The organism is Streptomyces sp. NPDC041970 (genome assembly GCF_055588985.1).
This window is the reverse complement of sequence record NZ_JBVJCD010000051.1, coordinates 19,808-42,453: the sequence shown is the minus strand read 5'-3', so window position 1 is coordinate 42,453 and position 22,646 is coordinate 19,808. Positions and strand designations below refer to the sequence as shown.

Sequence of the window (22,646 nt, the reverse complement as noted above, 5' to 3'; positions counted from 1 at the left end):
TCCCTCTCCCTCCCCCCCTCCCCCCCCCCCCCCCCCCCCCCCCCCCCCCCCCCCCCCCCCCCCCCCCCCCCCCCCCCCCCCCCCCCCCCCCCCCCCCGTCGCCGGGCTCAGACCCCCGCGTAGGAGTGCAGACCCGAGACGAAGATGTTCACGCCGTAGTAGTTGAACAGCCAGCAGCCGAAGGCGACGAGCGCCAGGTAGGCGGCCTTGCGGCCCTTCCAGCCGGCGGTGGCGCGGGCGTGCAGGTAGGCGGCGTACGCGACCCAGGTGATGAAGGACCAGACCTCCTTGGGGTCCCAGCCCCAGTAGCGGCCCCAGGCGTCGCCCGCCCAGATCGCACCCGCGATGATCGTGAACGTCCACAGCGGGAAGACGGCCGCGTTGATGCGGTACGAGAACGTGTCCAGCGACGCGGCCGAGGGCAGCCGCTCCAGGACGGACGAGGCGAACCTCCCCGGCGTGGAGCCGGCGGCGACCCTGCTCTCGTAGCGGTCGCGGAAGAGGTAGAGCACCGTGCCGACCGCGCCGAGGTAGAAGACGGCGCCGCAGATGATCGCGGTCGAGACGTGGATCCAGAGCCAGTACGAGTGCAGCGCGGGCACGAGCTGGTCGCTGTCGGTGTAGAGCGTCGTGGTCGCGATGCCGAGGTCCAGCAGGACCGTGGTGACCAGCGGGAGGCCGATCCAGCGCGCGTTCTTCCGCAGCAGGAGCAGCACCAGGTAGGAGCCGACCGCCACCGTGGAGAAGGTGATGGAGAACTCGTACATGTTGGCCCAGGGCGCCCGCCGTACCGACAGGGCGCGGGTGACCACGCCCCCGGCCTCGACGAGGAACGCCACCGCCGTCAGCGAGACCGCGATCCGGCCCCACAGGTCGCCCTTGTACGTGCCGCCCGCCGCGCCCGGCCCGTCCGGCACGTCGCGGGCGCCGGCGGCGGAGCGGGTGACGACCCGGGGCCGCTCCAGCACGGCGGTGGCGCCGGTCCGCACCGCCGGGGCGGCGGAGGCGGGGGCGCTCGCCCCGGCGCCGGACAGCGCGGCGGCCGTGCGGCCGACCTTGCTGCGGCTGCCGAAGACCCACTCCGCGATGTGCGCGAAGAAGGCCAGGGTGTAGACGGCCATCGACGAATAGATCAGCACATTGCTGGTGTGCGCCAGGCTCTCGTTCGTTGCGGCGGCGAGATTCACTTCTCAGCCCCTTCGGCAGGTGCATCGGCAGGGTGGACGGGCCGGCTCCCGGCCTCGTTGGCAGCGTCGGGTGCGCCGGGGGCGCCCGGTGGGCCGGGGTCGTCCTCGGCGACGGGCGCGGCGGTGACGAGGGCGGCCGCGAGGCCGCCCAGCTCCTCGGGGAGCCTCGCGGACTCGCTGCGGCCGAGGCCCGCCATCTCCACGACGGTGACGCCGTCCGCGCCCCGCACCGCCCGCACCCACACCCGGCGGCGCTGGATGAACAGCGAGCCGGCGAGTCCGGCGACGGCGGCGACGGCCCCGGCGAGCGCCCAGCCGTTGCCCGGCTGCTGGGAGACCTGGAAGCTGGCCCACTCCTCGACGCCCTCGAAGGTGATCGACCCGCCGCCGTCCGGCAGGTCCAGCCGCTCGCCAGGGGTCAGCATCTTCTTGAGCAGCTCCCCGTCGGCGTCCTTGAACTCCTTCATCTTGGCGGTGTCCAGTTGGTAGACGTTCTGCGGCAGCCCCGAGTCGACGCCGAGGGAGCCGTGGTACGCGCTGAGCGCCAGGACCGGGAACTCCAGTCCGGGGAACTGGGAGAACATCTGGCCCTTGCCCTCGCCGGCGAAGGTCGGCACGAAGAACGCCTTGAAGCCGAGCTGGGTCTTCTTCCCGGCCGCGTCCCGGTAGCCGTCCATCACCTTGAGCGCGCCGGAGGAGGTGATGTTGTCGTCGATCGGCAGCAGCGGCACGGAGGTGCGCGAGACGACCTGGCCGCGGCCGTCCCGCACGGTGACGACGGGCGCGTACCCGTGGGCGATCAGGTAGACCTTGGTGCCGTCGACCACGAGCGGCTCGTTGACCCGGATCACGCCCTTGCGGTCGGGTCCGTCCACCCCCTCGGAGTACGTCACCCTGGCCTCGAACGTCCGCGGGGTGCCGCGCTGGGGGCCGCTCTCCTCGTACGTGCCGACGAAGTCGTCCAGCGTGAAGCTGAAGGGGGGCAGCGAGTCGGTGTCGTGCAGCGACCCGGCCCGGAAGTCGTCGTACTGGGTGAGCGTGTTGGAGAACCCGTCGCCCTCGACGATCAGCTTGCCGCCCTCGGACTTGAAGAGCTGCCCGGCGGCGAACGCGATCAGCATCACGATCAGCGCGAGGTGGAAGACGAGGTTCCCGGCCTCGCGGAGGTAGCCCTTCTCGGCGGCGACGGCGCCGCCCACCGGGTGCGAGCGGAAGCGCCGCTTGCGCAGCAGCGCGAGGGCCGCCCCGTGGACCTCCTCGGGCGCGGCGCTCGTACGCCAGCTCGTGTACGCGGGCAGCCGCGTCAGCCGCTTGGGCGCGCCCGGCGGGCGGCTGCGCAACTGGCCGATGAACTGCCCGGTGCGCGGCACGATGCAGCCGATCAGCGAGACGAACAGCAGGAGGTAGATCGCGGAGAACCACACCGAGCTGTAGACGTCGAAGAGCTGGAGCTTCTCGTAGATCGGGGTGAGCGTGGTGTGCTGGGCCTTGAAGTCCTGGACCTTCAGCTCGTCGACGCTGGTCTGCGGGATCAGCGATCCCGGAATGGCGCCGAGGGAGAGCAGGAAGAGCAGGATCAGGGCCACGCGCATGGAGGTGAGCTGGCGCCAGAACCAGCGGACCCAGCCGATCACGCCCATGGCGGGCACGGTCCCGCCGGTGTCCGCCGCCTCCTCGCGGGGTGCGGTGGAGAGCCGCTCCCCGGCCGCGCCGAGGGGGGCCTCCCGCTCGCGCTCGTCCGTGCCGTTCGCCTTGCTCATGAACTCAGATCCCCACAACGAAGCCGCTGGACCAGCCCTGCATCTGCTGCATCAGCGCGGCCCACGCGCCGGTCAGCAGCAGGATCCCGGTCACGATCATCATGCCGCCGCCGATCCGCATGACCCACGCGTAGTGGCGCTTGACCCAGCCGAACGCGCCGAGCGCCTTGCGGAAGGCGATCGCGGCGAGGACGAAAGGGACGCCGAGTCCGAGACAGTACGCCACGGTCAGCACCGCACCGCGTCCGGCGGTGCCCTCGGTGAACGCGAGCGTGCTCACGGCGGCGAACGTCGGGCCGATGCAGGGCGTCCAGCCGATCCCGAAGAGGGCGCCCAGCACGGGCGCGCCGACGAGCCCGGTCGCCGGCCGCTTGTGGAAGCGGAACTCGCGCTGCGTCACCCCGGGCAGCCGGCCCATGAAGAAGACCCCCATGAGGATCATGAGGACGCCGAGGACCTTGTTGAGCAGCTCGGCGTGCACCTGGAGCTCCCGGCCGAAGTAGCCGAAGAGCGCCCCGCCGGAGACGAAGACGACGGTGAAGCCGAGCACGAAGAGCGAGGCGCCGGCCACGACCCGGCCGCGCCGGGCGTCGGCCAGGTCGGTGCCGGCGACCCCGGTGACGTAGCTCAGGTAGCCGGGGACGAGCGGCAGGACGCAGGGGGAGAAGAAGGAGATCAGCCCGGCCAGCAGGGCGATGGGCAGGGAGACCAGGAGGGTCCCGCTCAGCACGGCGTCGTTGGCCGCGGCGAGCGTGGCGGTCCCCTGGTACGCGGTGAGCGCGGTCACCGGGTCACTTCTCCGCGATGATCGGGTCGATCATCTCGCGCAGCTCCTCGGCGTCGAGCGCCTGGAGCGTGCGGGCCGCGATCCTCCCGTCCCGGTCGACGACCACGGTGGACGGGATGGCCTGCGGGTTCAGCGTCCCCTTGGGGAAGCGGAGGATGAGCTTGCCGCTGGGGTCGAAGAAGCTCGGGTAGGTGATCCCGTAGTCCTTCTCGAAGTTCACCGCCGCGTCCCGCTGGGCATCGCGGGTGTTGATCCCCAGGAACTGGACGCCCTGGTCCGCCGTCTCCTCGGCGACCTGCGCGAAGTACTTCGCCTCCAGCCGGCAGGGGCCGCACCAGGAGCCCCAGACGTTGAGCACCACGACCTTGCCCCGGTGGTCGGCGAGGTCGAGCGGCTTGCCGGCCAGGTCCGTGCCGTCGAGCTTCGGCGCGGGCGCCCGCTCGCTCCGGGCGACGGTGGAGACGCCCCCGCTGCCGGTGACGAAGTTCGTGTTGCCACCGCCGCCCGCCGTGTCGCCGCCGCCGCACGCGGACAGCGTCAGGGCGCCGGCCGCGGCGGTGGCGGCGAGCAGGGTGAAGCGGCGTCGGGGTGCGCGGCCAGAGCTCATGTGAAAAGTTTCGCATGGCAGTTCCGGAGATCCCCCGCGCCCCCCTCGGTGCCCGGAAAGCCCCTTGTCAGGGCTGTTTAAAGAAGGAGTTCCAGCCCCCGGCGGGCGACTGCCCGACGTCCAGCGTCCGGAGCTTGTCGAGGACGGCGGGATTCTGCACGTCGAGCCAGTCGACGAACTGCCGGAACGAGACGAGGCGCACATCGTCGTGGCCCGCCACTTTCTTGATCACCTCTTCGACGGCGTCCATGTAGATGCCGCCGTTCCACTCCTCGAAGTGGTTGCCGATGAAGAAAGGCGCGCGGTTCGACTCGTACGCGCGCCGGAAAGCGGCGAGATACGCCTCGGTGGCCTGGGTGCGCCAACCGGGATAGCGCGAGGGCATCCCCTTGGTCGAGTTCCGCGACTGGTTGGCGAGGATGTTGTAGTCCATCGACAGGACCTCGAAGGAGTGTCCGGGGAACGGCATCGCCTGGAGCGGGAGGTCCCAGAGGCCGCCGCGCTTCACCGGCCAGGTCTGGCGGCCGCCGGGCGAGCTGGCGTCGTAGCGCCAGCCCAGCTTGCGGGCGGTCGGCAGCAGGTTGTCCTGGCCGAGCAGGCAGGGGGTGCGGCCTCCGACCAGCTCCTTGCGGTAGTCGAACGGAAGCGGATCCTCGTCCTCCCAGCCGGTGTTGGTGCGCCATTCGGTGACGAAGGAGACGGCCTGGTCGATCTCGTTCTGCCATTGGTCGGGCGTCCAGCGCTCCACCGAACCGGACCCGCCGCAGAAGTGCCCGTTGAAATGGGTGCCGATCTCGTGACCGTCGAGCCACGCCTGGCGCACGTACGTCAGCGTGTCCTTGACGTGCTCGTCGGTGAGGTATCCGATGTCGGAGGCGCCGCGGGGATTGTTCGGCGGGCGGTAGAGGGATTTCTTCGACTCGGGCAGCAGATAGATGCCGGAGAGGAAGAACGTCATCGCCGCGTCGTGCTCTTTGGCCAGTTCGAGAAAGCGGGGGAAGAGCCCGTTGCCGACCTCGCCCGCGCCGTCCCAGGAGAAGATCACGAACTGCGGCGGCGTCTGGCCGGGTTCGAGCGGGACGGGCGCGGCGGGCTGGCGGGGCTGCTTGCCGGTGTCGGCGGTGGAGCCGTCGCCGATCAACCGGACCGGGCGCTTCGGGGAACCGTTTCCGCTGCCGCTGCCGCCTGCGGCACCGCCGCCGCCCCGGCCCTCTCCCCCGCTGCCGGAGGGGCCCGAGTCGCCGCAACTGGCGAGCCCGATCGCGGCCGCGGCGCCGAGGCCCGCCCCGAGGAGTCCCCTTCGGTTGATGTCGCGCATACCGTCCCCATCTGCGGTCGTTTCATCTCAAAGTCATATGAACTGCTGAGATGTTAGATGGGGTGTGCATCAAGACGGTTCCGCGTGCTCGACGAGTTTCTGCACGCTTTACCCGGCGGCCCCTCCGGGAGCCCCCTCCCAGACGGGCGGGCCGGCGCCGCCGCCCCGCCCGTACGCGCGGGCCGCAAAAGGGGACGGGACCGGCCCCCGCCCGTGGCGGCGGCCGGTCCCGTCGTGTCCCGCGTACGCGTGTGCTGTCGGGCCCCCGCGTACGCCTCCCGTCGTCCCGTGCGCGGCGGCTACGAGCCGAACGCCTTGGACTGGCCCGGCCGCCTCCTGGCCGGCTTGGCCCCGGCCAGCAGGTGCGCGGGGACCAGGTCGCGGGCGGGCTCCGTGTAGCCGACCGAGACGATCCGATCGCCCCGGTAGGTGAAGCTGGTCAGCGAGGCCAGGGTGCACTGCCGCTTGCGCGGGTCGTGCCACAGCCGGCGGCGCTCCACGAAGGAGCGGACGATCCAGATCGGCAACTGGTGGCTGACGCAGACCGCCTCGTGCCCGCGCGCCGCGTCGCGGGCCGCGTCGAGCGCGCCCATCATCCGGACGACCTGCTCGATGTACGGCTCGCCCCACGAGGGCTTGAACGGGTTGGTGAGGTGCTTCCAGTTGTCCGGCCGGCGCAGGGCCCCGTCGCCGACGCCGAAGGTCTTGCCCTCGAAGATGTTCGCGGCCTCGATCAGCCGCTCGTCGGTGGCCAGGTCCAGGCCGTGCGCCCGGGCGACGGGGGCGGCCGTCTCCTGGGCGCGCTCCAGCGGGGAGGAGACGACGTGGGTGACGTCGCGCTTGCCCAGGTGCTCCGCGACCCGGTCGGCCATCTGCCGGCCGAGGTCGGAGAGGTGGTAGCCGGCGCGGCGCCCGTAGAGCACGCCGTCGGGGTTGTGCACCTCGCCGTGGCGCACCACGTGCACCACCGTCAGCTCGTCGCCGCTCATGCGGTGGCCTCCGCGGCGGCGCGGGCGGCGGCGGGCAGGGCGGCGGCGACGCGCTCGACCGCCCGCTCGTCGTGGGCGGTGGAGACGAACCAGGACTCGAAGGCGGAGGGCGGCAGGTAGACGCCCCGCTCCAGCATCGCGTGGAAGAACGCGGTGAAGCGGAAGGCGTCCTGCTTCTTCGCGTCGTCGTAGTCGCGGACCGGCTCGTCGGTGAAGAAGACGGAGAACATGTTGCTCGCGGCGGAGACGGTGTGCGCGACGCCCTCCTTGGCGAGCGCGTCGCCCACCAGGGTGCGCAGCTCGGCGGAGACGGCGTCGAGCTTCGCGTACGCCGCGTCGTCCAGCAGCCGCAGTTGGGCGAGCCCGGCGGCGGTGGCGACCGGGTTCCCGGAGAGGGTGCCCGCCTGGTAGACCGGGCCGGCCGGGGCGAGGTGGGCCATGACGTCGGCGCGGCCGCCGAACGCCGCGGCGGGGAAGCCGCCGCCCATCACCTTGCCGAAGGTCATCAGGTCGGGCCGGACGCCGTCGACGCCGTACCAGCCGGCCCTGGAGGTACGGAAGCCGGTCATGACCTCGTCGGAGATGTACAGGGCGCCGTGGGCGGCGCACAGCTCCTTCAGCCCGGCGTTGAACCCCTCGGCGGGCGGCACGACGCCCATGTTGCCCGGCGACGCCTCGGTGATCACGCAGGCGATCTCACCGGGGTGCGCGGCGAACGCGGCCCGCACGGCCTCCAGGTCGTTGTACGGCAGCACGACGGTGTCCCCGGCCGTGGCGCCGGTCACCCCCGGAGTGTCGGGCAGCCCGAAGGTGGCCAGGCCCGACCCGGCGGCGGCGAGCAGCGCGTCCACGTGCCCGTGGTAGCAGCCGGCGAACTTCACCACCTTGGCCCGGCCCGTGAAGCCGCGGGCCAGCCGGATCGCCGACATCGTCGCCTCGGTGCCGGAGGAGACCAGGCGGACCTGCTCGACCGGGGCGATCCGGGCCACGATCTCCTCGGCCAGCGCGACCTCGCCCTCACCCGGCGTGCCGAAGGAGGTGCCCCGCGCGACCGCCTCCTGGACGGCGGCGATGACCTCGGGGTGGGAGTGGCCGAGAATCATCGGCCCCCACGAGCACACGAGGTCGACGTACTCGCGGCCGTCGGCGTCGGTGAGGTACGGACCGGAGCCGGACACCATGAACCGGGGCGTACCGCCCACGGCCCGGAAGGCACGCACGGGTGAGTTCACGCCGCCGGGCGTCACGACGGACGCCCGGTCGAACAGCGACTGCGAAACTGGGGCTTCGTATGAATACGCCACTTTGGTCCTGATCTGCGATTCGGTTAGCGGGAGGCCGGGCCGGAAAATCCTGAGAATCTCGGCCACCGGTGAGCGGGGAGCGCCCTCCCCTCGTATCACGAAAGGGCGTCAGCCCCCACGGGTCTGCGAAACTGGGGCCTCATAGGGAAAGCTCACACATGCCATGGTGTCAGAGGCACGGACGGTCTTGCGGACTGGTGTTTCACCGCACGCCCGTGGGGGAGGTCACTGACACGATGATCGGGTTGCGCGGCGGGGGCCGTGCCTCCTAAGAAGTAGTCGGGTGGATGAGATATGCATCGCGGTGGCGGAGTGGGCGAAGGGACGGACGGCCTGGGGCCCGAGCCTGCCCGTCGAGGGCGGCACCGGCGCAGGGCCGAGCGCGTACAGGGCAGGGGCCCGGAGGGCACTCCGGCGCCCCGGAGCAGGAGCGGTGGCGGGATGGGGGTGACCTACAAGTACTTCGGCGCCCCGGACGGCGCCACGGCCGCGCGGGTGCCCATCTCGATGCGCCCGGAGGAGCTGGGCGGTGACGAGCTGGGCATGGGCGGCATGTTCACCAAGATCAAGCCGGAGACGGTGGCCGCGATGGTCCTGACCGGCATCCAGGGCATACCCCTGCACGCGGTCCCCCCGCTGGAGCTGGTCGTCCTCCACCCCGACTACGCCGTGGTCAAGCTCCCGATGACCGTCGTCGACCCGCTGCGCGGCGTCGGCGAGGAGTCGGTCGGCGCGGCGGCCTTCATATGGTCCACGGTCCCCGACCGCGGCGGCCCGCGCGACGCGTTCAACGTCTACCAACTCCTCCACGAGTGGCAGGACTTCTCCCACCGCCTGCACGACGCGGGACACCAGGCGTACTGCCTGGTGTGGCCCTGAGCCGGGGCCGCCCGGAAAAGGGGGAGCCCCGGCCCCGACCGGGTCAGCCGCCGGACCGGCGCCACCCCGGATCGCGTCCCGTCACGGCCGGCAGCCGCGCGAACGCTCCGGCGCCCTCCGCGACCGGGAACGGCTCGCCTAACACCCTCGCCTGCCGCGCTCGGGGCGCCGGGGCGGGGCGGCCGTGCGCGCCCGGTCCCCGGCAGGCGGCCCCGTCCTCCCACCGCCGACCGGCGTACGCCCGCGCCTGCCTATCCTTGCGCGTAACCGACCCGTCGCCCGAGGAGATCGCCATGGCCGCCACCCCCACCGCCGTCGTCACCGGTGCGAGCAGCGGGATCGGCGCGGCGACCGCGCGTACGCTGGCCGCCGCCGGCTTCCGGGTCGTGCTCACCGCCCGCCGCAAGGACCGCATCGAGGCGCTCGCCGCCGAGATCACGGAGGCGGGGCACCGGGCGACGGCGTTCGCGCTGGACGTCACCGACCGGGCGGCCGTCGACGAGTTCGCCACCGCGTTCCGCTCCCTCTCGCTGCTGGTCAACAACGCGGGCGGGGCGCTGGGGGCCGACCCGGTGGCGACCGGCGACCCGGCGGACTGGCGGCAGATGTACGAGACCAACGTCATCGGCACCCTCAACGTCACCCAGGCCCTGCTGCCCGCCCTCACCGCGAGCGGTGACGGCACGATCGTGGTCCTGTCCTCGACCGCGGCCCTGTCCACCTACGAGGGCGGCGGCGGTTACGTGGCGGCCAAGCACGGCGAGCACGTCCTGGCCGAGACCCTGCGCCTGGAGATCGTCGGCACCCCGGTCCGCGTCATCGAGGTGGCCCCCGGCATGGTCCGGACCGAGGAGTTCGCCACCACCCGCTTCCGCGGCGACACGGAGAAGGCCGCGCGGGTCTACGCGGGCGTCGACGCCCCCCTGACCGCCGAGGACGTGGCCGACACGATCGGCTGGGCCGTCACCCGGCCCAGCCACGTCAACATCGACCTCCTGGTGGTCCGCCCCCGCGCCCAGGCCTCCAACACGAAGGTCCACCGCACCCTGTAGGGATGCGGTGGACCGGGCGGGGAGAAGGGCCTCACCCCTTGACGCACACGAGCTGCCTCAGCTTGGCCACCACCTCGACCAGGTCCCGCTGCTGGTCGATGACCTGCTCGATCGGCTTGTAGGCGCTGGGGATCTCGTCGACGACGCCGGAGTCCTTGCGGCACTCCACGCCCCGCGTCTGCTCCTCCAGGTCCTTGGTGGAGAAGCGCCGCTTGGCGGCGTTCCGGCTCATCCGGCGGCCCGCGCCGTGCGAGGCGGAGTTGAACGATGCGTCGTTGCCGAGCCCCTTCACGATGTACGAGCCGGTGCCCATGGAGCCCGGAATGATCCCGAGGTCCCCCGCGCCGGCGCGGATCGCGCCCTTGCGGGTGACCAGCAGGTCCATGCCCTCGTACCGCTCCTCCGCCACGTAGTTGTGGTGGCAGGAGATGACCGGGTCGAAGGTGACCCGCGCCTTCCTGAACTCCTTGCGGACCACGTCCTGGAAGAGCCCCATCATGATCGCCCGGTTGAACTTCGCGTACTCCTGCGCCCAGAACAGGTCGTTGCGGTAGGCGGCCATCTGCGGGGTGTCCGCGACGAACACCGCGAGATCGCGGTCGACCAGGCCCTGGTTGTGCGGCAGTTTCTGCGCCTGGCCGATGTGGTGTTCGGCCAGTTCCTTGCCGATGTTGCGCGAACCGGAGTGCAGCATCAACCAGACGGAACCGCTCTCGTCGAGACAGAACTCGATGAAGTGATTTCCCGAGCCGAGCGATCCCATCTGCTTCGCGGCACGTTCGCGGCGGAATTTGACCGCGTCCGCGATCCCGTCGAACCGGCCCCAGAAAGCGTCCCAGCCCGCCGTGGGAAATCCGTGCAGCCGCCCCGGCTCCACGGCGTCGTCGTGCATCCCCCGGCCCACCGGAATGGCCCGCTCGATCTCCGAGCGCAGCCGGGACAGGTCGCCGGGCAGGTCGTTCGCGGTCAGGGACGTCCTGACGGCCGACATCCCGCAGCCGATGTCCACCCCCACCGCCGCCGGGCACACCGCGCCGTGCATCGCGATCACCGAGCCGACCGTCGCCCCCTTGCCGTAGTGGACGTCCGGCATGACCGCGAGCCCCTTGATCCACGGCAGCGTGGAGACGTTCCGCAACTGCTGCATCGCGACGTCCTCGACCGAGGCGGGGTCCGCCCACATGCGGATCGGGACCTGCGCCCCCGGCATCTCTACATACGACATAATCCCTCTATTCCCCCGAAAAGCCTGGAAGCGCAAAACCGGTGCCGAGGTCGACAAAAACGACGGCCGACCGGCATACACGGCAGCGCGTGCGATACACATTGTCTCCATCGGCCGCCTGCGGGCGGCAACCCGTTTTTCCGTACCGAAGGGAGCCTGGGACGGTGCGACACATGGCGTACGTACCCGGCGTCGCGCTGCTCGCGGCGCTCGCCGTCGGCTGCAGCGCCGGCTCCGGCGACGACGCGAGCGGCGGCGACAGCAAGCCGGACAGCCCGGCTGCCACCTCCGCGCCCCCCGGCCGGTACCTGACCCTGCCCGCGCCCTGCCGCGCCGTGCCGCCGGGAACGCTCAAGGACCTGCTGCCGGGCGCGGCGCAGTTGCCCCCCGAGCAGCGCGAGAAGGTGCTGCGGGGGTCCGCTTCGCTCACGTACGACACCGATCGCAAGGTCGGGTGCAGTTGGAAGTCCGACGCGCCGGACGCCTCCCGGAGCCTGTCGATCGACTTCGAGCGCGTCGTGTCGTACGACCCCGCCGTGAGCGACGACGACCGCGCCGACGCGGCGTACGCGAAGAAGGAGGAGGCCGCGGGCCTGTCGGGGGCGACGGAGCCCGTCCCGAGCGCGGGCGCGAGCACCGCCGGAGCCACCGGGAGGCCCGGAGCCGGGCCGACCGGCTCGCCGGGCGCCTCCGCCACCCCCGGCGCCCCGTCCTCAGCCCCGTCCGCCGGAAGCGGCGCCGGCCAGGATCTGCGGCCGCGCGTCCTGGAGGGCCTCGGGGACGCCGCGTTCCTGGACGACCTCCTCACGCGGGCCGGTTCCACCGCGCAGCACCGCACGGTGAGCGTGGTGTTCCGCACATCGAACGTCATCGTGACCGTCCGGTACGGCGAGCAGCCGGCCCTCGTCACCAAGGTGCCCGACAGCGCGGAACTCCAGGAGAAAGCGCAGGCCCTGGCCCGCGGACTGGCCGACGCGCTCAGCGAATAGGCCCGGACCCCGTCGGCCTCCGTCGGCCGGGGTCCGGCCGCGGGCGACCCGCGACGAGGGCGCGGGACGTCCGCGGCCCGACGTACGGTGGCTCACCGAAGAGTCCGTACGACGCACCGCCCGCCACCGAGCCCGCCCGCACACCGCACGACCGAGCCCCCCAGCGGGGCCCGTGCCATCCGAGTGAAGGAACCATGCACCGATCCGCTCCGCGCCTGTCCCGCCTCCTCGCCTGCGCCGCCGTACCGGTGATGCTCGTAGCCGTCGGCTGCTCGTCGGACTCCGGCTCCGGCGACAGGAAGAACGCGGGCTCCTCGTCGTCCGGCACCGCCGGCGCCAAGCCCACGGAGCCCGCGCTCGAACCGGCGAAGTTCGCCGACCTGCCCGACCCGTGCACCTCCGTGAAGAAGAAGACGATCGAGGACCTGGTCCCCGACGCCAAGAAAGAGAACGGGACCGCCGGCCAGTCCAACGACCTCTCGGTCCGGGCCAGTTGCTCGTGGAACGGCCTGGACGACAAGGGTGTCAAGGGCTCGCAGTACCGCTGGCTCGACGTCGGCTTCACCCGCTTCGACTCGGACCGCGCACTGGGCAGCGGCGCGCGGCGCGCCACGGCGGACTACACGAAGCAGATCACCAAGGCGAAGGCCGCCGAGGGCGCCGAGAAGGTCGCCGCCCAGCCCGCCGCCGGCATCGGCGAGGCGGCCACCCTCGTCACCTACGGCCTCACCAAGACGGGCGAGGACTTCTCCTACGCCACCGTCGTGGCGCGCACCGGCAACGTCGTCGTCACCCTGACCTACAACGGCGCGGGCTTCGCCGGCGCCAAGTCCCCCTCCACGGCGGACATCGCCAAGGACGCGCAGAAGGCGGCGAAGGAGGCCGTCGCCGCCGTCGGGGCGGCCCCCGACGCGGACGCCACGCCCAAGCCCACGGCCCCGACGAAGGACGCGGCCGCGAAGGACGCGGGCAGCGGCGCGGGCGCGGACGTCAGCTCGGGCGACGACAGCGACGACAGCGACAGCAGGAAGACCGGCTCCAAGACCAGGACCAAGTCGTGATCTGACGGCCCCGCACCCCGCCGACCACCGGGTCCAGCAGGCGGTTCGGCGGGCCCGGCCCTCCCCGAGGGCCGGGCGCCCCCCGCCCCTGGCCGACGCCGCTCGCACGTGTGTGCCAGGCTGTCTCCTCGCCGGACGTCCACCGCCCGGCCGCTGAACGGCGTCGGGGACAACAGTCGGGGAGGGGATCGCGCGTGGCCGCGATGCCGCTGACACGCACGCACCGCATACTCATCGGGGTCGTCGTGGCCGGCGCGGTGCTCATCGCCGCGATCGGTTTCGCGGGCTCCTACTCCGCCGTGCGCGAGCTGGCGGAGGAGAAGGGCTTCGGACAGTTCTCCCTGGTCTTCCCCATCGGCATCGACGCGGGCATCTGCGTCCTGCTCGCCCTGGACCTGCTGCTGACGTGGATGCGCATCCCGTTCCCGCTGCTGCGCCAGACGGCGTGGCTGCTGACGGCCGCGACGATCGCGTTCAACGGCGCCGCGGCCTGGCCCGACCCGCTCGGCACCGGGATGCATGCGGTGATCCCGGTCCTGTTCGTGGTCTCCGTCGAGGCCGCCCGCCACGCGGTGGGCCGGATCGCGGACATCACGGCCGACAAGCACATGGAGGGCGTCCGGCTCACACGCTGGCTGCTCTCCCCCGTCCCCACGTTCAAGCTGTGGCGGCGGATGAAGCTGTGGGAGCTGCGCAGCTACGAGCAGGTCATCAAGCTCGAACAGGACCGGCTGATCTACCAGGCCCGGCTCCAGGCCCGCTTCGGCCGCAACTGGCGGCGCAAGGCCCCCATCGACTCCCTGATGCCGCTGCGCCTGGCGAAGTACGGGGTGCCGCTCGCGGAGACCGCCCCGGCCGGGCTCGCCGCCGCGGGCATCGAGCCGGTCCTGCTGCCCTCGGTCGAGCCGGTCCGCCCGCAGGCGGAGCTGGGGCCGTACGCACCGCGGCGGGAGCACGAGCAGGCGTACGAGGGCGAGGCCGGCCGCCCCTACGGGCAGGTCCCCGAGCGGGAGCGCGAGCAGGGCCACGACCAGCGGTCCGGCCACGGCCAGCCGCCCGGCCACGACCAGCAGGCCGGGCACGAGCAGCCGCCCGGCCGCGGCGACGACCCGGTCCGCGCCCGGACCCGCCCCGACCAGGGCCCGACCGCCGCGCTGCAGCCCCAGCACCCGCAGCCCCAGCCGGTGCCCGCCACCCACGAGAGCCCGTGGTTCGCCGCCCAGCGCCTGCCGGACAACGCGCGCGAGACCGCGTACGACCCGGACTACGTCGAGGGGCTGGAGCCCGTACCGGTCAAGATCCCCTCGGGCCCCACGCAGGCCCAGCCGGCCCAGCAGCCGCGGCCGACGCCGGCCGCACCGCCGGTGGAGGCTCCCCCCGTGCTCGACCCCGAGGACGCTCCGCAACTGGAGGAGTGGCCGCAGGAGGACGTCGACTACGCCGAGCTGGCCTTCGAGGCGTTCAGCGCGTACAAGGACCGGGAGGGCCGCTCCCCGAGCGTGGCGGCCCTGGACGCCCACCTCGCCGACGCGCGCAACGCCCGGCATCCCGGCTCGGCGGACCTGCTCCGCCGCCTGATGCCGGAGTTCGAGCGGGCGTACGACCCGCAGTCGGCGGCCGTCGACCGCACCCCCTGACGGACACCCGCCGCGTACGGCGGAGGGCCGCCGCCCGGTGATCCGGACGGCGGCCCTCCGTCATGCCCGCGGGGTTACGCGCCGAGCAGCCGCCGCACCCGGTCCGCCCCCACCGCGAGGAGCAGCGTGGGCAGGCGGGGGCCGGTGTCGCGGCTGACGAGGAGCCGGTAGAGCAGGGCGAAGAAGGACCGCTGGGCGGCCTTCAGCTCCGGCGTCGGCTTGGCGTCCGGCTCCAAACCGGCCAGGACCTTCGGCACGCCGTAGACCAGCGTGGTCAGCCCGTCCAGCGACCAGTGCGTGTCCAGGCCCTCCAGGAGGAGGCGCAGGGACGCGCGGCCCTGCTCGTCGAGCGAGCCCAGCAGCTCCTTGTCGGGCTCGTCCCGGACGATGGTGCGGGCCTCGGCCGGGACCTGGGTGGTGATCCAGTTCTCGGCGCGGTCGAGGCGGGGGCGGGCCTCGTCCAGCGAGGTCAGCGGGTTCTCCGGGTCCAGCTCGCTGAGGATGCGCAGCGTCTGGTCCTCGGCGCCCGCGGTGATGTCCGCGACCGAGGCGAGCGTCCGGTACGGCAGCGGGCGCGGGGTGCTCGGCAGGTCGCCGGCGGCGGTGCGGACGGCGCGGGAGTACGCGGCGGCGTCGGCGGGCAGCACCGTGCCGTCGGCGACCTTGCGGCCGAGCGAGTCCCACTCGTCGTACAGCCGCTGGATCTCCTGGTCGAAGGCGATCTTGAACGACTGGTTGGGCTTGCGGCGGGCGTAGAGCCAGCGCAGCAGCGGCGCCTCCATGATCTCCAGCGCGTCGGCCGGGGTGGGGACCCCGCCCTTGCTGGAGGACATCTTGGCCATGCCGGAGATGCCGACGAAGGCGTACATGGGCCCGATGGGCTGGACGCCGCCGAAGACCTCGCGGACGATCTGGCCGCCGACGACGAAGGAGGAGCCGGGCGAGGAGTGGTCGACGCCGCTCGGCTCGAAGACCACGCCCTCGTACGCCCAGCGCATCGGCCAGTCGACCTTCCAGACCAGCTTGCCCCGGTTGAACTCGGAGAGCCGGACCGTCTCGGCGAAGCCGCAGGCCGAGCAGGTGTAGTTCAGCTCGGTCGTGTCGTCGTCGTAGGAGGTGACGACGGTGAGGTCCTTCTCGCAGTTGCCGCAGTAGGGCTTGTACGGGAAGTAGCCCGCGCCGCTGCCGCCGCCGTCGTCCTCGGAGGCGGCCCCCGAGCCCTCGGCGGCCTCCAGCTCGGCCTCGTCGACCTTCTTCTGCTGCTGCGGCTTCTTGCCGCCCTGACCCTGCGCGCCCTCCGCCGGGTCCTTCTTGGTGCGGTAGCGGTCGAGGACGGCGTCGATGTCCGCGCGGTGCTTCATCGCGTGCAGGATCTGCTCGCGGTAGGCCCCGGCGGTGTACTGCTCCGTCTGGCTGATCCCGTCGTACTCGACGCCCAGCTCGTCCAGGGCCCGGCTCATGGCGGCCTTGAAGTGCTCGGCCCAGTTCGGGTGCGCGGAGCCGGCCGGGGCGGGCACCGAGGTCAGCGGCTTGCCGATGTGCTCGGCCCAGGACGCGTCGACGCCCGGAACGCCGGCCGGGACCTTGCGGTAGCGGTCGTAGTCGTCCCAGGAGATCAGGTGGCGCACGGTGTGCCCGCGGCGGCGGATCTCGTCGGCGACCAGGTGCGGGGTCATGACCTCGCGGAGGTTGCCGAGGTGGATCGGGCCGGACGGGGAGAGACCGGAGGCGACGACGACCGGTTTGCCAGGCGCACGACGCTCCGACTCGGCGATGACATCGTCCGCGAAGCGGGAGACCCAGTCGGTCTCGGTGCTGGTCTGACTCTCGGCCACGGTCGGCACGTCCTTCTCTCGTCATTCGGTCCCGGTGGGGCGGGACCCATTCTCCCAGGTGCGCCCCGCAGCGCGAAAACGGCTTCACGCCCGCGGGACGCGGCACGAGAACCGCTCCGCGCCCGTGGGACACGGCGCGAAAACGGCTTCACGCCCCGTGGGATACTGGGGAGATCCCTCGTCCCCCTACGGAAACGGCAGCCCGTCCCATGCCTGAGCACGGCTCGGTCCCCTCCCTCGCCTCCTCGCTCCAGCAGCAGCTCGCCCACGCCCTGACGGCGGCGCTGCCGGACGCCGGCGCCGCGGACCCGCTGCTGCGCCGAAGCGACCGGGCCGACTTCCAGGCCAACGGCATCCTGGCGCTCGCCAAGAGGCTCAAGGGCAATCCGCGCGAGCTGGCCGCGCAGGTGACGGCCGCCCTGCCGGCGGGCGAGCTGATCAAGGACGTCGAGGTCTCCGGCCCCGGCTTCCTCAACATCACGCTGGCGGACCGGGCGATCATCGAGACCCTGGCGGCCCGGTCGGCGGACGCCGGCGGCCGGCTCGGCGTGCCGCTGAAGGAGCCGGCCGGGACGACGGTCGTCGACTACGCCCAGCCGAACGTGGCCAAGGAGATGCACGTCGGCCACCTGCGGTCGGCGGTCATCGGCGACGCGATGGTCCGCATCCTGGAGTTCACCGGCGAGAACGTGGTCCGCCGCCACCACATCGGCGACTGGGGCACCCAGTTCGGGATGCTCATCCAGTATCTGATCGAGCATCCGGGCGCGCTGGAGCACGAGCACGGCGCGGCGGACGGCGAGGCCGCGATGTCGACGCTGAACCGCGTCTACAAGGCGTCGCGGGCGCTGTTCGACGCCGACGAGGAGTTCAAGGCCCGGTCGCGGGACCGCGTGGTGGCCCTCCAGGCCGGCGACCCGGAGACGCTGGAGCTGTGGCAGGGTTTCGTCGACGAGTCGAAGATCTACTTCCACTCGGTGTTCGACAAGCTCGACATGGAGATCCGCGACCCCGACATCGTCGGTGAGTCCGGCTACAACGACATGCTGGCGGAGACCTGCCGCATCCTGGAGGAGACGGGCGTCGCCGTCCGCTCCGAGGGCGCGCTGTGCGTGTTCTTCGACGACGTGAAGGGCCCGGACGGCAACAAGGTCCCGCTCATCGTCCAGAAGACGAACGGCGGCTTCGGCTACGCGGCCACCGACCTCTCCGCGATCCGGGACCGGGTGCGGGGCCTCAAGGCGGACACCCTGGTGTACGTGGTGGACGTCCGGCAGTCGCTGCACTTCAAGATGGTCTTCGAGACGGCCCGCCGGGCGGGCTGGCTGAACGAGGACGTCAAGGCGGTCCAGCTCGCCTTCGGCACGGTCCTCGGCAAGGACGGCAAGCCGTTCAAGACCCGCGAGGGCACGACCGTACGGCTGGAGGACCTTCTGGACGAGGCGGTCTCCCGCGCCACGGCGGTCGTCCGGGACAAGGCCGACAAGGTGGGCCTGTCCGAGGAGGAGATCGTCGAGAACGGCCGGTACGTCGGCATCGGGGCGGTCAAGTACGCCGACCTGTCGACCTCCGCCGTACGGGACTACAAGTTCGACCTGGACCAGATGGTGGCGCTGCACGGCGACACGTCGGTCTACCTCCAGTACGCCTACGCCCGTATCCAGTCGATCCTGCGCAAGGCGGGGGACACCGCGCCCGCGGCCCACCCGGAGCTGGAGCTGGCCCCGGCGGAGCGGGCGCTCGGCCTGCACCTGGACCAGTTCGGGGAGGTGCTCTCCGAGGTGGCGGCGGGGTACGAGCCGCACAAGCTGGCCGCGTACCTGTACCAGTTGGCCTCGCACCTGACCACGTTCTACGACCAGTGCCAGGTCCTCAGCCCGGACAACGCCCCCGAGGTCGTCGAGAACCGCCTCTTCCTGGTCGACCTGACCGCCCGGACCCTGCACCGGGGGATGGCGCTGCTCGGCATCCGCACGCCCGAGCGGCTCTGACCCCGCCCCTCGTCCGTACGGCGACGGCCCCGGCGCGGCGCGTGCCGGGGCCGACGCGCGGGGCGGCGAGGGGGCGCGGCGGCGGCGCTCAGGGGGCGGTGAGTTCCACGACGACGTCGTAGACCGCCGGGTTCGGCGTGACCGGGCGCTCACGCGCGGCCTGGGTGCGGGAGGCGAAGTCGGGGTCGGCGGTGGCCGCCTCCCACGCCTCCTGGCTCTCCCAGTGGGAGACGTTGACGAGCTGGAAGCGGGACTCCGCCGAGCGGGCCCGGTGCATCCGGGAGTCGATGAAGCCGGGCTTGTCCCGCATGAGGCGGGCCCGCTCCTCCCACGCCCCGACGAACGCGTCGAGCTCGTCGGCGGCTATCTCGAAGACGTTGATGAAGGTGACGGACGAGTCCGGCGCACCGGCGGCCGGGCGGTTCTCTGCGGTCATGCCGAAAGCGTAGTCACCGGGCGGGAGTCAGGACCGGCGACCCGGTCGTGGAGCGGCCCGGCCCGGACGCCCGGCCGCCGGGCGCGGGCGGCGGCGAAGCCCGCCCCCGAGCCGGCGGCCGGGGTCGGAGAAGGAGGCGGTCCGCCTACTGCGGGCGGCCCAGCGCCCATCCCGACACGTCGGAGAGCCGGCCGCGCCAGAGCGGCAGGGAGACCGCGCTCATGGAGCCGGAGACCAGGGTCACGTCCCGCAGGTGGATCCAGCGCGGCAGCCGGGCCGTGTCCGCGTCCTCGCGGGCGTACAGCTCCCGGACGCCCTGGTCGACGGTCTCGGGGAACTCCGCGAGGAGGTTGGCCCCCTCGCCCTCGACCTGGCGCAGGCTCCTGGCCCACTCGGCCTTCCACTGCTCGTGTCCGATGACGTCCCCGTGCAGCAGGCCGCCGGGGTGCGTGAGGGTGAGGGGCAGGCTGGAGCGCGGGTCCTCGTCGAGGAGTTGGATGAGCAGTTGGAGCTGGAGGTCGGGCAGGGGCTCGGTGATCACCGCGGCGGTCGGCGCCGGCGAGGTGTCGGCTGAGGCGCTCATGGGGCCCTTCCCTTCACATGGCGGAACACGGCGTAACGCGACCGGCGGGCCGGACACGGCGAAGCGCTGCGGGCACCGGACGGGACGGGCGGCGCCGCTGTCCTCCCGCCTGCCCGCCGGGGCCCGCTGTCACACCCGTACGCGCGGGCCCGTCCTCACAGGTAGCGGCGGATCGGCACGACGGCCGCCTCCTTGGCCCGCTGGAGGAGGTCGCGCCGCTTCCACCGGCCGCGCTCGATCAGCACGCTCTTCTCCCGGTCCTCGTCGAAGTGGCCGTCGAGGGCGGCGGTGAAGTCCCGGTCGAGGACGGCGAGCATGACCTCCTCGTCGTGGTCGAGGGAGCGCCGGTTGAAGTTGGTGGAGCCGATGAGCGCGGCGACCCGGTCGATGGTGAGCGCCTTGGTGTGCAGCATCGTCGGCTGGTACTGGTAGATCTTCACGCCGCAGGCGGTCAGGTCCTCGTAGTAGCGCTGCCCCGCCAACTGGCAGACCCGCTTGTCGGTGTGCGGGCCGGGCAGCAGGATCTCGACCTCCACGCCCCGCCGGGCGGCGTCGCACAGCAGCCCGGAGAAGTAGGCGTCGGGGGCGAAGTAGGCGGTGGTGAGGCGGATGCGCTCCTCGGCGGACTCCAGGACGACCCGGAGCAGCGTCTGCATGTCCTGCCAGCCGAAGGAGGCCGAGCCGCGCACGACCTGGACGACGGCGTCCCCGTCGTGCTCGCCCACGACGAACCGGTCGCGCTCGTCGAACAACTCGTCGTGGCACTCGGCCCAGTTCTGGGCGAAGGCGGCGGCGAGGCCGTCGACCGCGGGGCCGCGGACCTGGACGTGGGTGTCGCGCCACTCGTTCTCGTTGCGCGCGTCGCCGCACCACTCCTCGGCTATGCCGACGCCGCCGGTGAACCCGGTCCGCTCGTCGACGACGAGGACCTTGCGGTGGCAGCGGTGGTTCTGCTTGAGGGGCGAGAGGTAGAGGGGCTTGCGGAACCAGGTCACGGTGACCCCGGCCTCCTCCATCATGGCCAGTTGGCCCTTCTCGATGAGCCGGCAGCCGAACCCGTCGAGCATGAGCCGCACCCGGACCCCGGCGCGGGCGCGGTCGGCCAGCGCCTCGGCGAACCGGAGCGCGATGTCGCCGCGCCAGTAGACGAACGTCATCAGGTCCACGGTGTGCTCGGCGCCCCGGATCGCGGCGAGCATCGCGCCGAAGATCTCGTCGCCGTTGCGGAGCGGGATCAGGGAGTTGCCCTCGGTGGCGGCGATGCCGATGAGGCGCTCCAGTCGGCGTCTGAGCCGCAGGGACCGCTCCTCGCAACTGCGGGAGTCCGGTCCCATCCGGTCGGCGGATTGGGTGGTGGCGGACATCGTTTCACCTGGTCGTAGCGGGGCGGAGCGGCAGACCGGCCCAAAGCCGGACGAGCCGCGACGGACGCGCCGACTGTACTCCTGTGCGAATCCGGACGGAATCGGCCCACCCCCGCCCCGGTCACAGGGGTACCCATCCGACGTCGGCGTTGCCGTAGGTGTACTCCGGCCGCCCCTTCATCCCGCTCGTGCGGAACGGCTTCCCGCGGTCGTCGATCCGCAGCATCCCCGTGCGGTCCCCGCTGCTCCACTCCAGCTCCAGGTACCAGGTGACGTCGTACCCCTCGACCCCCACGTCGAGGTTGAAGACCTCCGGGTCCTCGGACGACACCCGGAACGGGAAGTCCACGGCCGGCACGGTCAGGTCCCCCTGCGTGCCGGGGACCGGGGTCATGACGGGGTGCCCGGCGTCGAGGTCGGCGGCGAAGGACTGCGGGGTGATGCCGCTGCCGCAGCCGTTCCCCATCAGGTACGCCGACCAGGGCAGCGGGGCCTTGCGGGACAGCACCCGCACGTGCAGGCCCTTCAGGACGACCGCGTCGCGGGAGGTCCCCTGCACGGTCAACTGGAGCAGCATCTTCCCGGCGTCCACCCCGCCGAACGCGGCCGCCCAGCCGCGGGTGTCCTGCGGCGGGGGCGGCGGGGAGACCCGCGCCGGCTCGTGGTCCAGGAGGTAGTACTGCCCGCAGGGCTCGTCCCAGTTGTACGACGTGATGCTGACGGCGGGCGGCGCGCCGAGCCCCGTGCCGCCCTCGGGCCGCCGCGGTCCGGGGTCCGCCGGCGCCCCGGCCGCGGCGGGCCGCTCGGCGGAGGGCGCGCCCGAGGGCGTGCCGGAGGGGGCGGGGGCGCTCGAAGTCGGCTGGGTCGCGCTCGCGGAGGGCCGGGGCGTGCCGGAGGCGGAGGCGCGCGGCCCCGCCGTCGGGACCGCGTCCTCGCTCTCGGCGCGCTCCGGCGCGCTCGCGCGGGGCTCCGCGCGGGAGGGGAGGAGGTCGGCGGCGACGACACCGGTCGGCACGGTGAGCGCGGCGACCACGGCGGCGGCGAGGAGCACCCGCGTACGCCGGGTGAGCCGGCCCCACCGCGAGGGCGGCCGGGCGGCGGTGGACGTCACCACCGGTACGGCGCCGTCGCCTTCCCCGCTCTCCGGGGCCGCCTCCGGATCGGGAACATCGGCCGAAACCGACGGTACGACCGGGGGCACGGCGGCGGGCTCCACGACGGGCGCGGCAGGCGGCGCGGCAGCGGGACCCGCGGGCCGGGCCTCCGCCGTCGGGGGCCGACGCCGCGCCGCGTCCGCCACGATCCACCGCCGGTGCACCTCCACCAACTCCTCGCCCGTCGCCCCGCACAGCCGCGCCAGCCGCTCGACGGACGCGAACTCGCTCGGGACCGCGTCCCCGTTGCAGTACCGGTGGAGGGTCGACGTGCTCACGTGCAGCCTCTTGGCGAGGACCCCGTAGCTGAGCCCCGAACGGTCCTTCAGTTCCTTCAGCAGCGCCGCGCAATCCGCGGCCTCCGGCGTCGCCACGACGGCGTTCCCTTCCTCGGGCGTCCCGGAACGGCGTTCCAGGCACACGGGATTCCCGCAGGTCACCGTACGCGTAGACGTTCCAGCATCCCCAATGGTCGAGCAGGCGTTGCG

Annotated in this window: 19 protein-coding genes; 6 read left to right on the top strand and 13 right to left on the bottom strand. The window is 72.7% G+C overall.

Annotated elements, in window-relative coordinates:
- Positions 1 to 107 precede the first annotated feature (107 nt).
- From ccsB to hemL, 7 genes are all read right to left on the bottom strand, one after another.
- The gene (gene ccsB, locus ACZ6EJ_RS22045; RefSeq protein WP_469269358.1) at positions 108 to 1,187 is read right to left on the bottom strand and encodes a c-type cytochrome biogenesis protein CcsB; all 1,080 of its coding nucleotides are present in this window, start codon (positions 1,185 to 1,187) and stop codon (positions 108 to 110) included.
- A complete protein-coding gene (gene resB, locus ACZ6EJ_RS22040) occupies positions 1,184 to 2,947 on the bottom strand; it encodes a cytochrome c biogenesis protein ResB (protein ID WP_469269356.1) in 1,764 nt (587 codons plus the stop codon). Before resB ends, ccsB begins: the two co-directional genes overlap by 4 nt.
- Positions 2,948 to 2,951: 4 nt before the next feature.
- Positions 2,952 to 3,734 carry a cytochrome c biogenesis CcdA family protein gene (locus ACZ6EJ_RS22035; protein WP_469269354.1) on the bottom strand — a complete coding sequence of 261 codons (783 nt, stop codon included), beginning with the start codon at positions 3,732 to 3,734 and terminating at the stop codon, positions 2,952 to 2,954.
- 4 nt (positions 3,735 to 3,738) lie between these two features.
- Complete coding sequence (locus ACZ6EJ_RS22030) at positions 3,739 to 4,341, bottom strand: TlpA family protein disulfide reductase (protein WP_469269352.1); 603 nt, start codon at positions 4,339 to 4,341, stop codon at positions 3,739 to 3,741.
- 67 nt (positions 4,342 to 4,408) lie between these two features.
- Positions 4,409 to 5,659, bottom strand: coding sequence for a polysaccharide deacetylase family protein (locus ACZ6EJ_RS22025; RefSeq protein WP_469269351.1), 1,251 nt, complete (start codon positions 5,657 to 5,659; stop codon positions 4,409 to 4,411).
- Positions 5,660 to 5,958: 299 nt separating this feature from the next.
- Positions 5,959 to 6,648 (bottom strand): histidine phosphatase family protein, encoded by a 690-nt coding sequence (locus ACZ6EJ_RS22020; RefSeq protein WP_469269349.1) that lies wholly within the window; start codon positions 6,646 to 6,648, stop codon positions 5,959 to 5,961.
- On the bottom strand, positions 6,645 to 7,916 hold the full coding sequence (gene hemL, locus ACZ6EJ_RS22015; protein WP_469269360.1) for a glutamate-1-semialdehyde 2,1-aminomutase: 1,272 nt from the start codon (positions 7,914 to 7,916) through the stop codon (positions 6,645 to 6,647). The genes ACZ6EJ_RS22020 and hemL overlap by 4 nt, the downstream gene beginning before the upstream one ends.
- Positions 7,917 to 8,246: 330 nt before the next feature.
- On the opposite strand from hemL, the gene ACZ6EJ_RS22010 reads away from it, so the two are divergent.
- Positions 8,247 to 8,831, top strand: coding sequence for a hypothetical protein (locus ACZ6EJ_RS22010; protein ID WP_469269348.1), 585 nt, complete (start codon positions 8,247 to 8,249; stop codon positions 8,829 to 8,831).
- Positions 8,832 to 9,124: 293 nt separating this feature from the next.
- Positions 9,125 to 9,883 (top strand): SDR family NAD(P)-dependent oxidoreductase, encoded by a 759-nt coding sequence (locus ACZ6EJ_RS22005; RefSeq protein ID WP_469269346.1) that lies wholly within the window; start codon positions 9,125 to 9,127, stop codon positions 9,881 to 9,883.
- A gap of 31 nt (positions 9,884 to 9,914) precedes the next feature.
- Here the strand turns inward: ACZ6EJ_RS22005 and ACZ6EJ_RS22000 are convergent, their stop codons facing one another.
- Entirely contained in the window at positions 9,915 to 11,108 is a 1,194-nt protein-coding gene (locus ACZ6EJ_RS22000; RefSeq protein ID WP_469269344.1) for an RtcB family protein, read from the bottom strand.
- Positions 11,109 to 11,281: 173 nt separating this feature from the next.
- On the opposite strand from ACZ6EJ_RS22000, the gene ACZ6EJ_RS21995 reads away from it, so the two are divergent.
- The 3 genes from ACZ6EJ_RS21995 to ACZ6EJ_RS21985 all read left to right on the top strand — a co-directional run bounded on the left by ACZ6EJ_RS21995 (position 11,282) and on the right by ACZ6EJ_RS21985 (position 14,795).
- Complete coding sequence (locus ACZ6EJ_RS21995) at positions 11,282 to 12,097, top strand: DUF3558 domain-containing protein (protein ID WP_469269343.1); 816 nt, start codon at positions 11,282 to 11,284, stop codon at positions 12,095 to 12,097.
- Between the two features lie 194 nt (positions 12,098 to 12,291).
- Positions 12,292 to 13,158, top strand: a complete 867-nt coding sequence (locus ACZ6EJ_RS21990; RefSeq protein ID WP_469269342.1) for a DUF3558 domain-containing protein — start codon at positions 12,292 to 12,294, stop codon at positions 13,156 to 13,158.
- A gap of 194 nt (positions 13,159 to 13,352) precedes the next feature.
- The gene (locus tag ACZ6EJ_RS21985) at positions 13,353 to 14,795 is read left to right on the top strand and encodes a DUF2637 domain-containing protein (protein ID WP_469269341.1); all 1,443 of its coding nucleotides are present in this window, start codon (positions 13,353 to 13,355) and stop codon (positions 14,793 to 14,795) included.
- Between the two features lie 74 nt (positions 14,796 to 14,869).
- On the opposite strand, the gene lysS is transcribed toward ACZ6EJ_RS21985, so the two are convergent.
- Entirely contained in the window at positions 14,870 to 16,639 is a 1,770-nt protein-coding gene (gene lysS, locus ACZ6EJ_RS21980; protein ID WP_469269339.1) for a lysine--tRNA ligase, read from the bottom strand.
- 200 nt (positions 16,640 to 16,839) lie between these two features.
- Between lysS and argS the strand changes: the two genes are divergently transcribed.
- On the top strand, positions 16,840 to 18,621 hold the full coding sequence (gene argS, locus ACZ6EJ_RS21975; RefSeq protein ID WP_469269337.1) for an arginine--tRNA ligase: 1,782 nt from the start codon (positions 16,840 to 16,842) through the stop codon (positions 18,619 to 18,621).
- Positions 18,622 to 18,709: 88 nt separating this feature from the next.
- Here the strand turns inward: argS and ACZ6EJ_RS21970 are convergent, their stop codons facing one another.
- From ACZ6EJ_RS21970 to ACZ6EJ_RS21955, 4 genes are all read right to left on the bottom strand, one after another.
- A complete protein-coding gene (locus ACZ6EJ_RS21970; RefSeq protein WP_469269335.1) occupies positions 18,710 to 19,057 on the bottom strand; it encodes an antibiotic biosynthesis monooxygenase family protein in 348 nt (115 codons plus the stop codon).
- 145 nt (positions 19,058 to 19,202) lie between these two features.
- Positions 19,203 to 19,640, bottom strand: a complete 438-nt coding sequence (locus ACZ6EJ_RS21965) for a hypothetical protein (protein WP_469269333.1) — start codon at positions 19,638 to 19,640, stop codon at positions 19,203 to 19,205.
- A gap of 155 nt (positions 19,641 to 19,795) precedes the next feature.
- Positions 19,796 to 21,004, bottom strand: a complete 1,209-nt coding sequence (locus ACZ6EJ_RS21960) for a phospholipase D-like domain-containing protein (RefSeq protein ID WP_469269331.1) — start codon at positions 21,002 to 21,004, stop codon at positions 19,796 to 19,798.
- A gap of 121 nt (positions 21,005 to 21,125) precedes the next feature.
- Positions 21,126 to 22,532 (bottom strand): helix-turn-helix domain-containing protein, encoded by a 1,407-nt coding sequence (locus ACZ6EJ_RS21955; protein WP_469269329.1) that lies wholly within the window; start codon positions 22,530 to 22,532, stop codon positions 21,126 to 21,128.
- Between the last annotated feature and the right edge of the window lie 114 nt (positions 22,533 to 22,646).

Coding starts and splice junctions, on each gene's coding strand:
- resB (WP_469269356.1), bottom strand. CDS start 2,947: ATGAGCAAGGCGAACGGCACGGACGAGCGCGAGCGGGAGGCCCCCCTC.
- ACZ6EJ_RS22030 (WP_469269352.1), bottom strand. CDS start 4,341: ATGAGCTCTGGCCGCGCACCCCGACGCCGCTTCACCCTGCTCGCCGCC.
- ACZ6EJ_RS22025 (WP_469269351.1), bottom strand. CDS start 5,659: ATGCGCGACATCAACCGAAGGGGACTCCTCGGGGCGGGCCTCGGCGCC.
- ACZ6EJ_RS22020 (WP_469269349.1), bottom strand. CDS start 6,648: ATGAGCGGCGACGAGCTGACGGTGGTGCACGTGGTGCGCCACGGCGAG.
- ACZ6EJ_RS22010 (WP_469269348.1), top strand. CDS start 8,247: ATGCATCGCGGTGGCGGAGTGGGCGAAGGGACGGACGGCCTGGGGCCC.
- ACZ6EJ_RS22005 (WP_469269346.1), top strand. CDS start 9,125: ATGGCCGCCACCCCCACCGCCGTCGTCACCGGTGCGAGCAGCGGGATC.
- ACZ6EJ_RS22000 (WP_469269344.1), bottom strand. CDS start 11,108: ATGTCGTATGTAGAGATGCCGGGGGCGCAGGTCCCGATCCGCATGTGG.
- ACZ6EJ_RS21995 (WP_469269343.1), top strand. CDS start 11,282: ATGGCGTACGTACCCGGCGTCGCGCTGCTCGCGGCGCTCGCCGTCGGC.
- ACZ6EJ_RS21990 (WP_469269342.1), top strand. CDS start 12,292: ATGCACCGATCCGCTCCGCGCCTGTCCCGCCTCCTCGCCTGCGCCGCC.
- argS (WP_469269337.1), top strand. CDS start 16,840: ATGCCTGAGCACGGCTCGGTCCCCTCCCTCGCCTCCTCGCTCCAGCAG.
- ACZ6EJ_RS21970 (WP_469269335.1), bottom strand. CDS start 19,057: ATGACCGCAGAGAACCGCCCGGCCGCCGGTGCGCCGGACTCGTCCGTC.
- ACZ6EJ_RS21965 (WP_469269333.1), bottom strand. CDS start 19,640: ATGAGCGCCTCAGCCGACACCTCGCCGGCGCCGACCGCCGCGGTGATC.
- ACZ6EJ_RS21960 (WP_469269331.1), bottom strand. CDS start 21,004: ATGTCCGCCACCACCCAATCCGCCGACCGGATGGGACCGGACTCCCGC.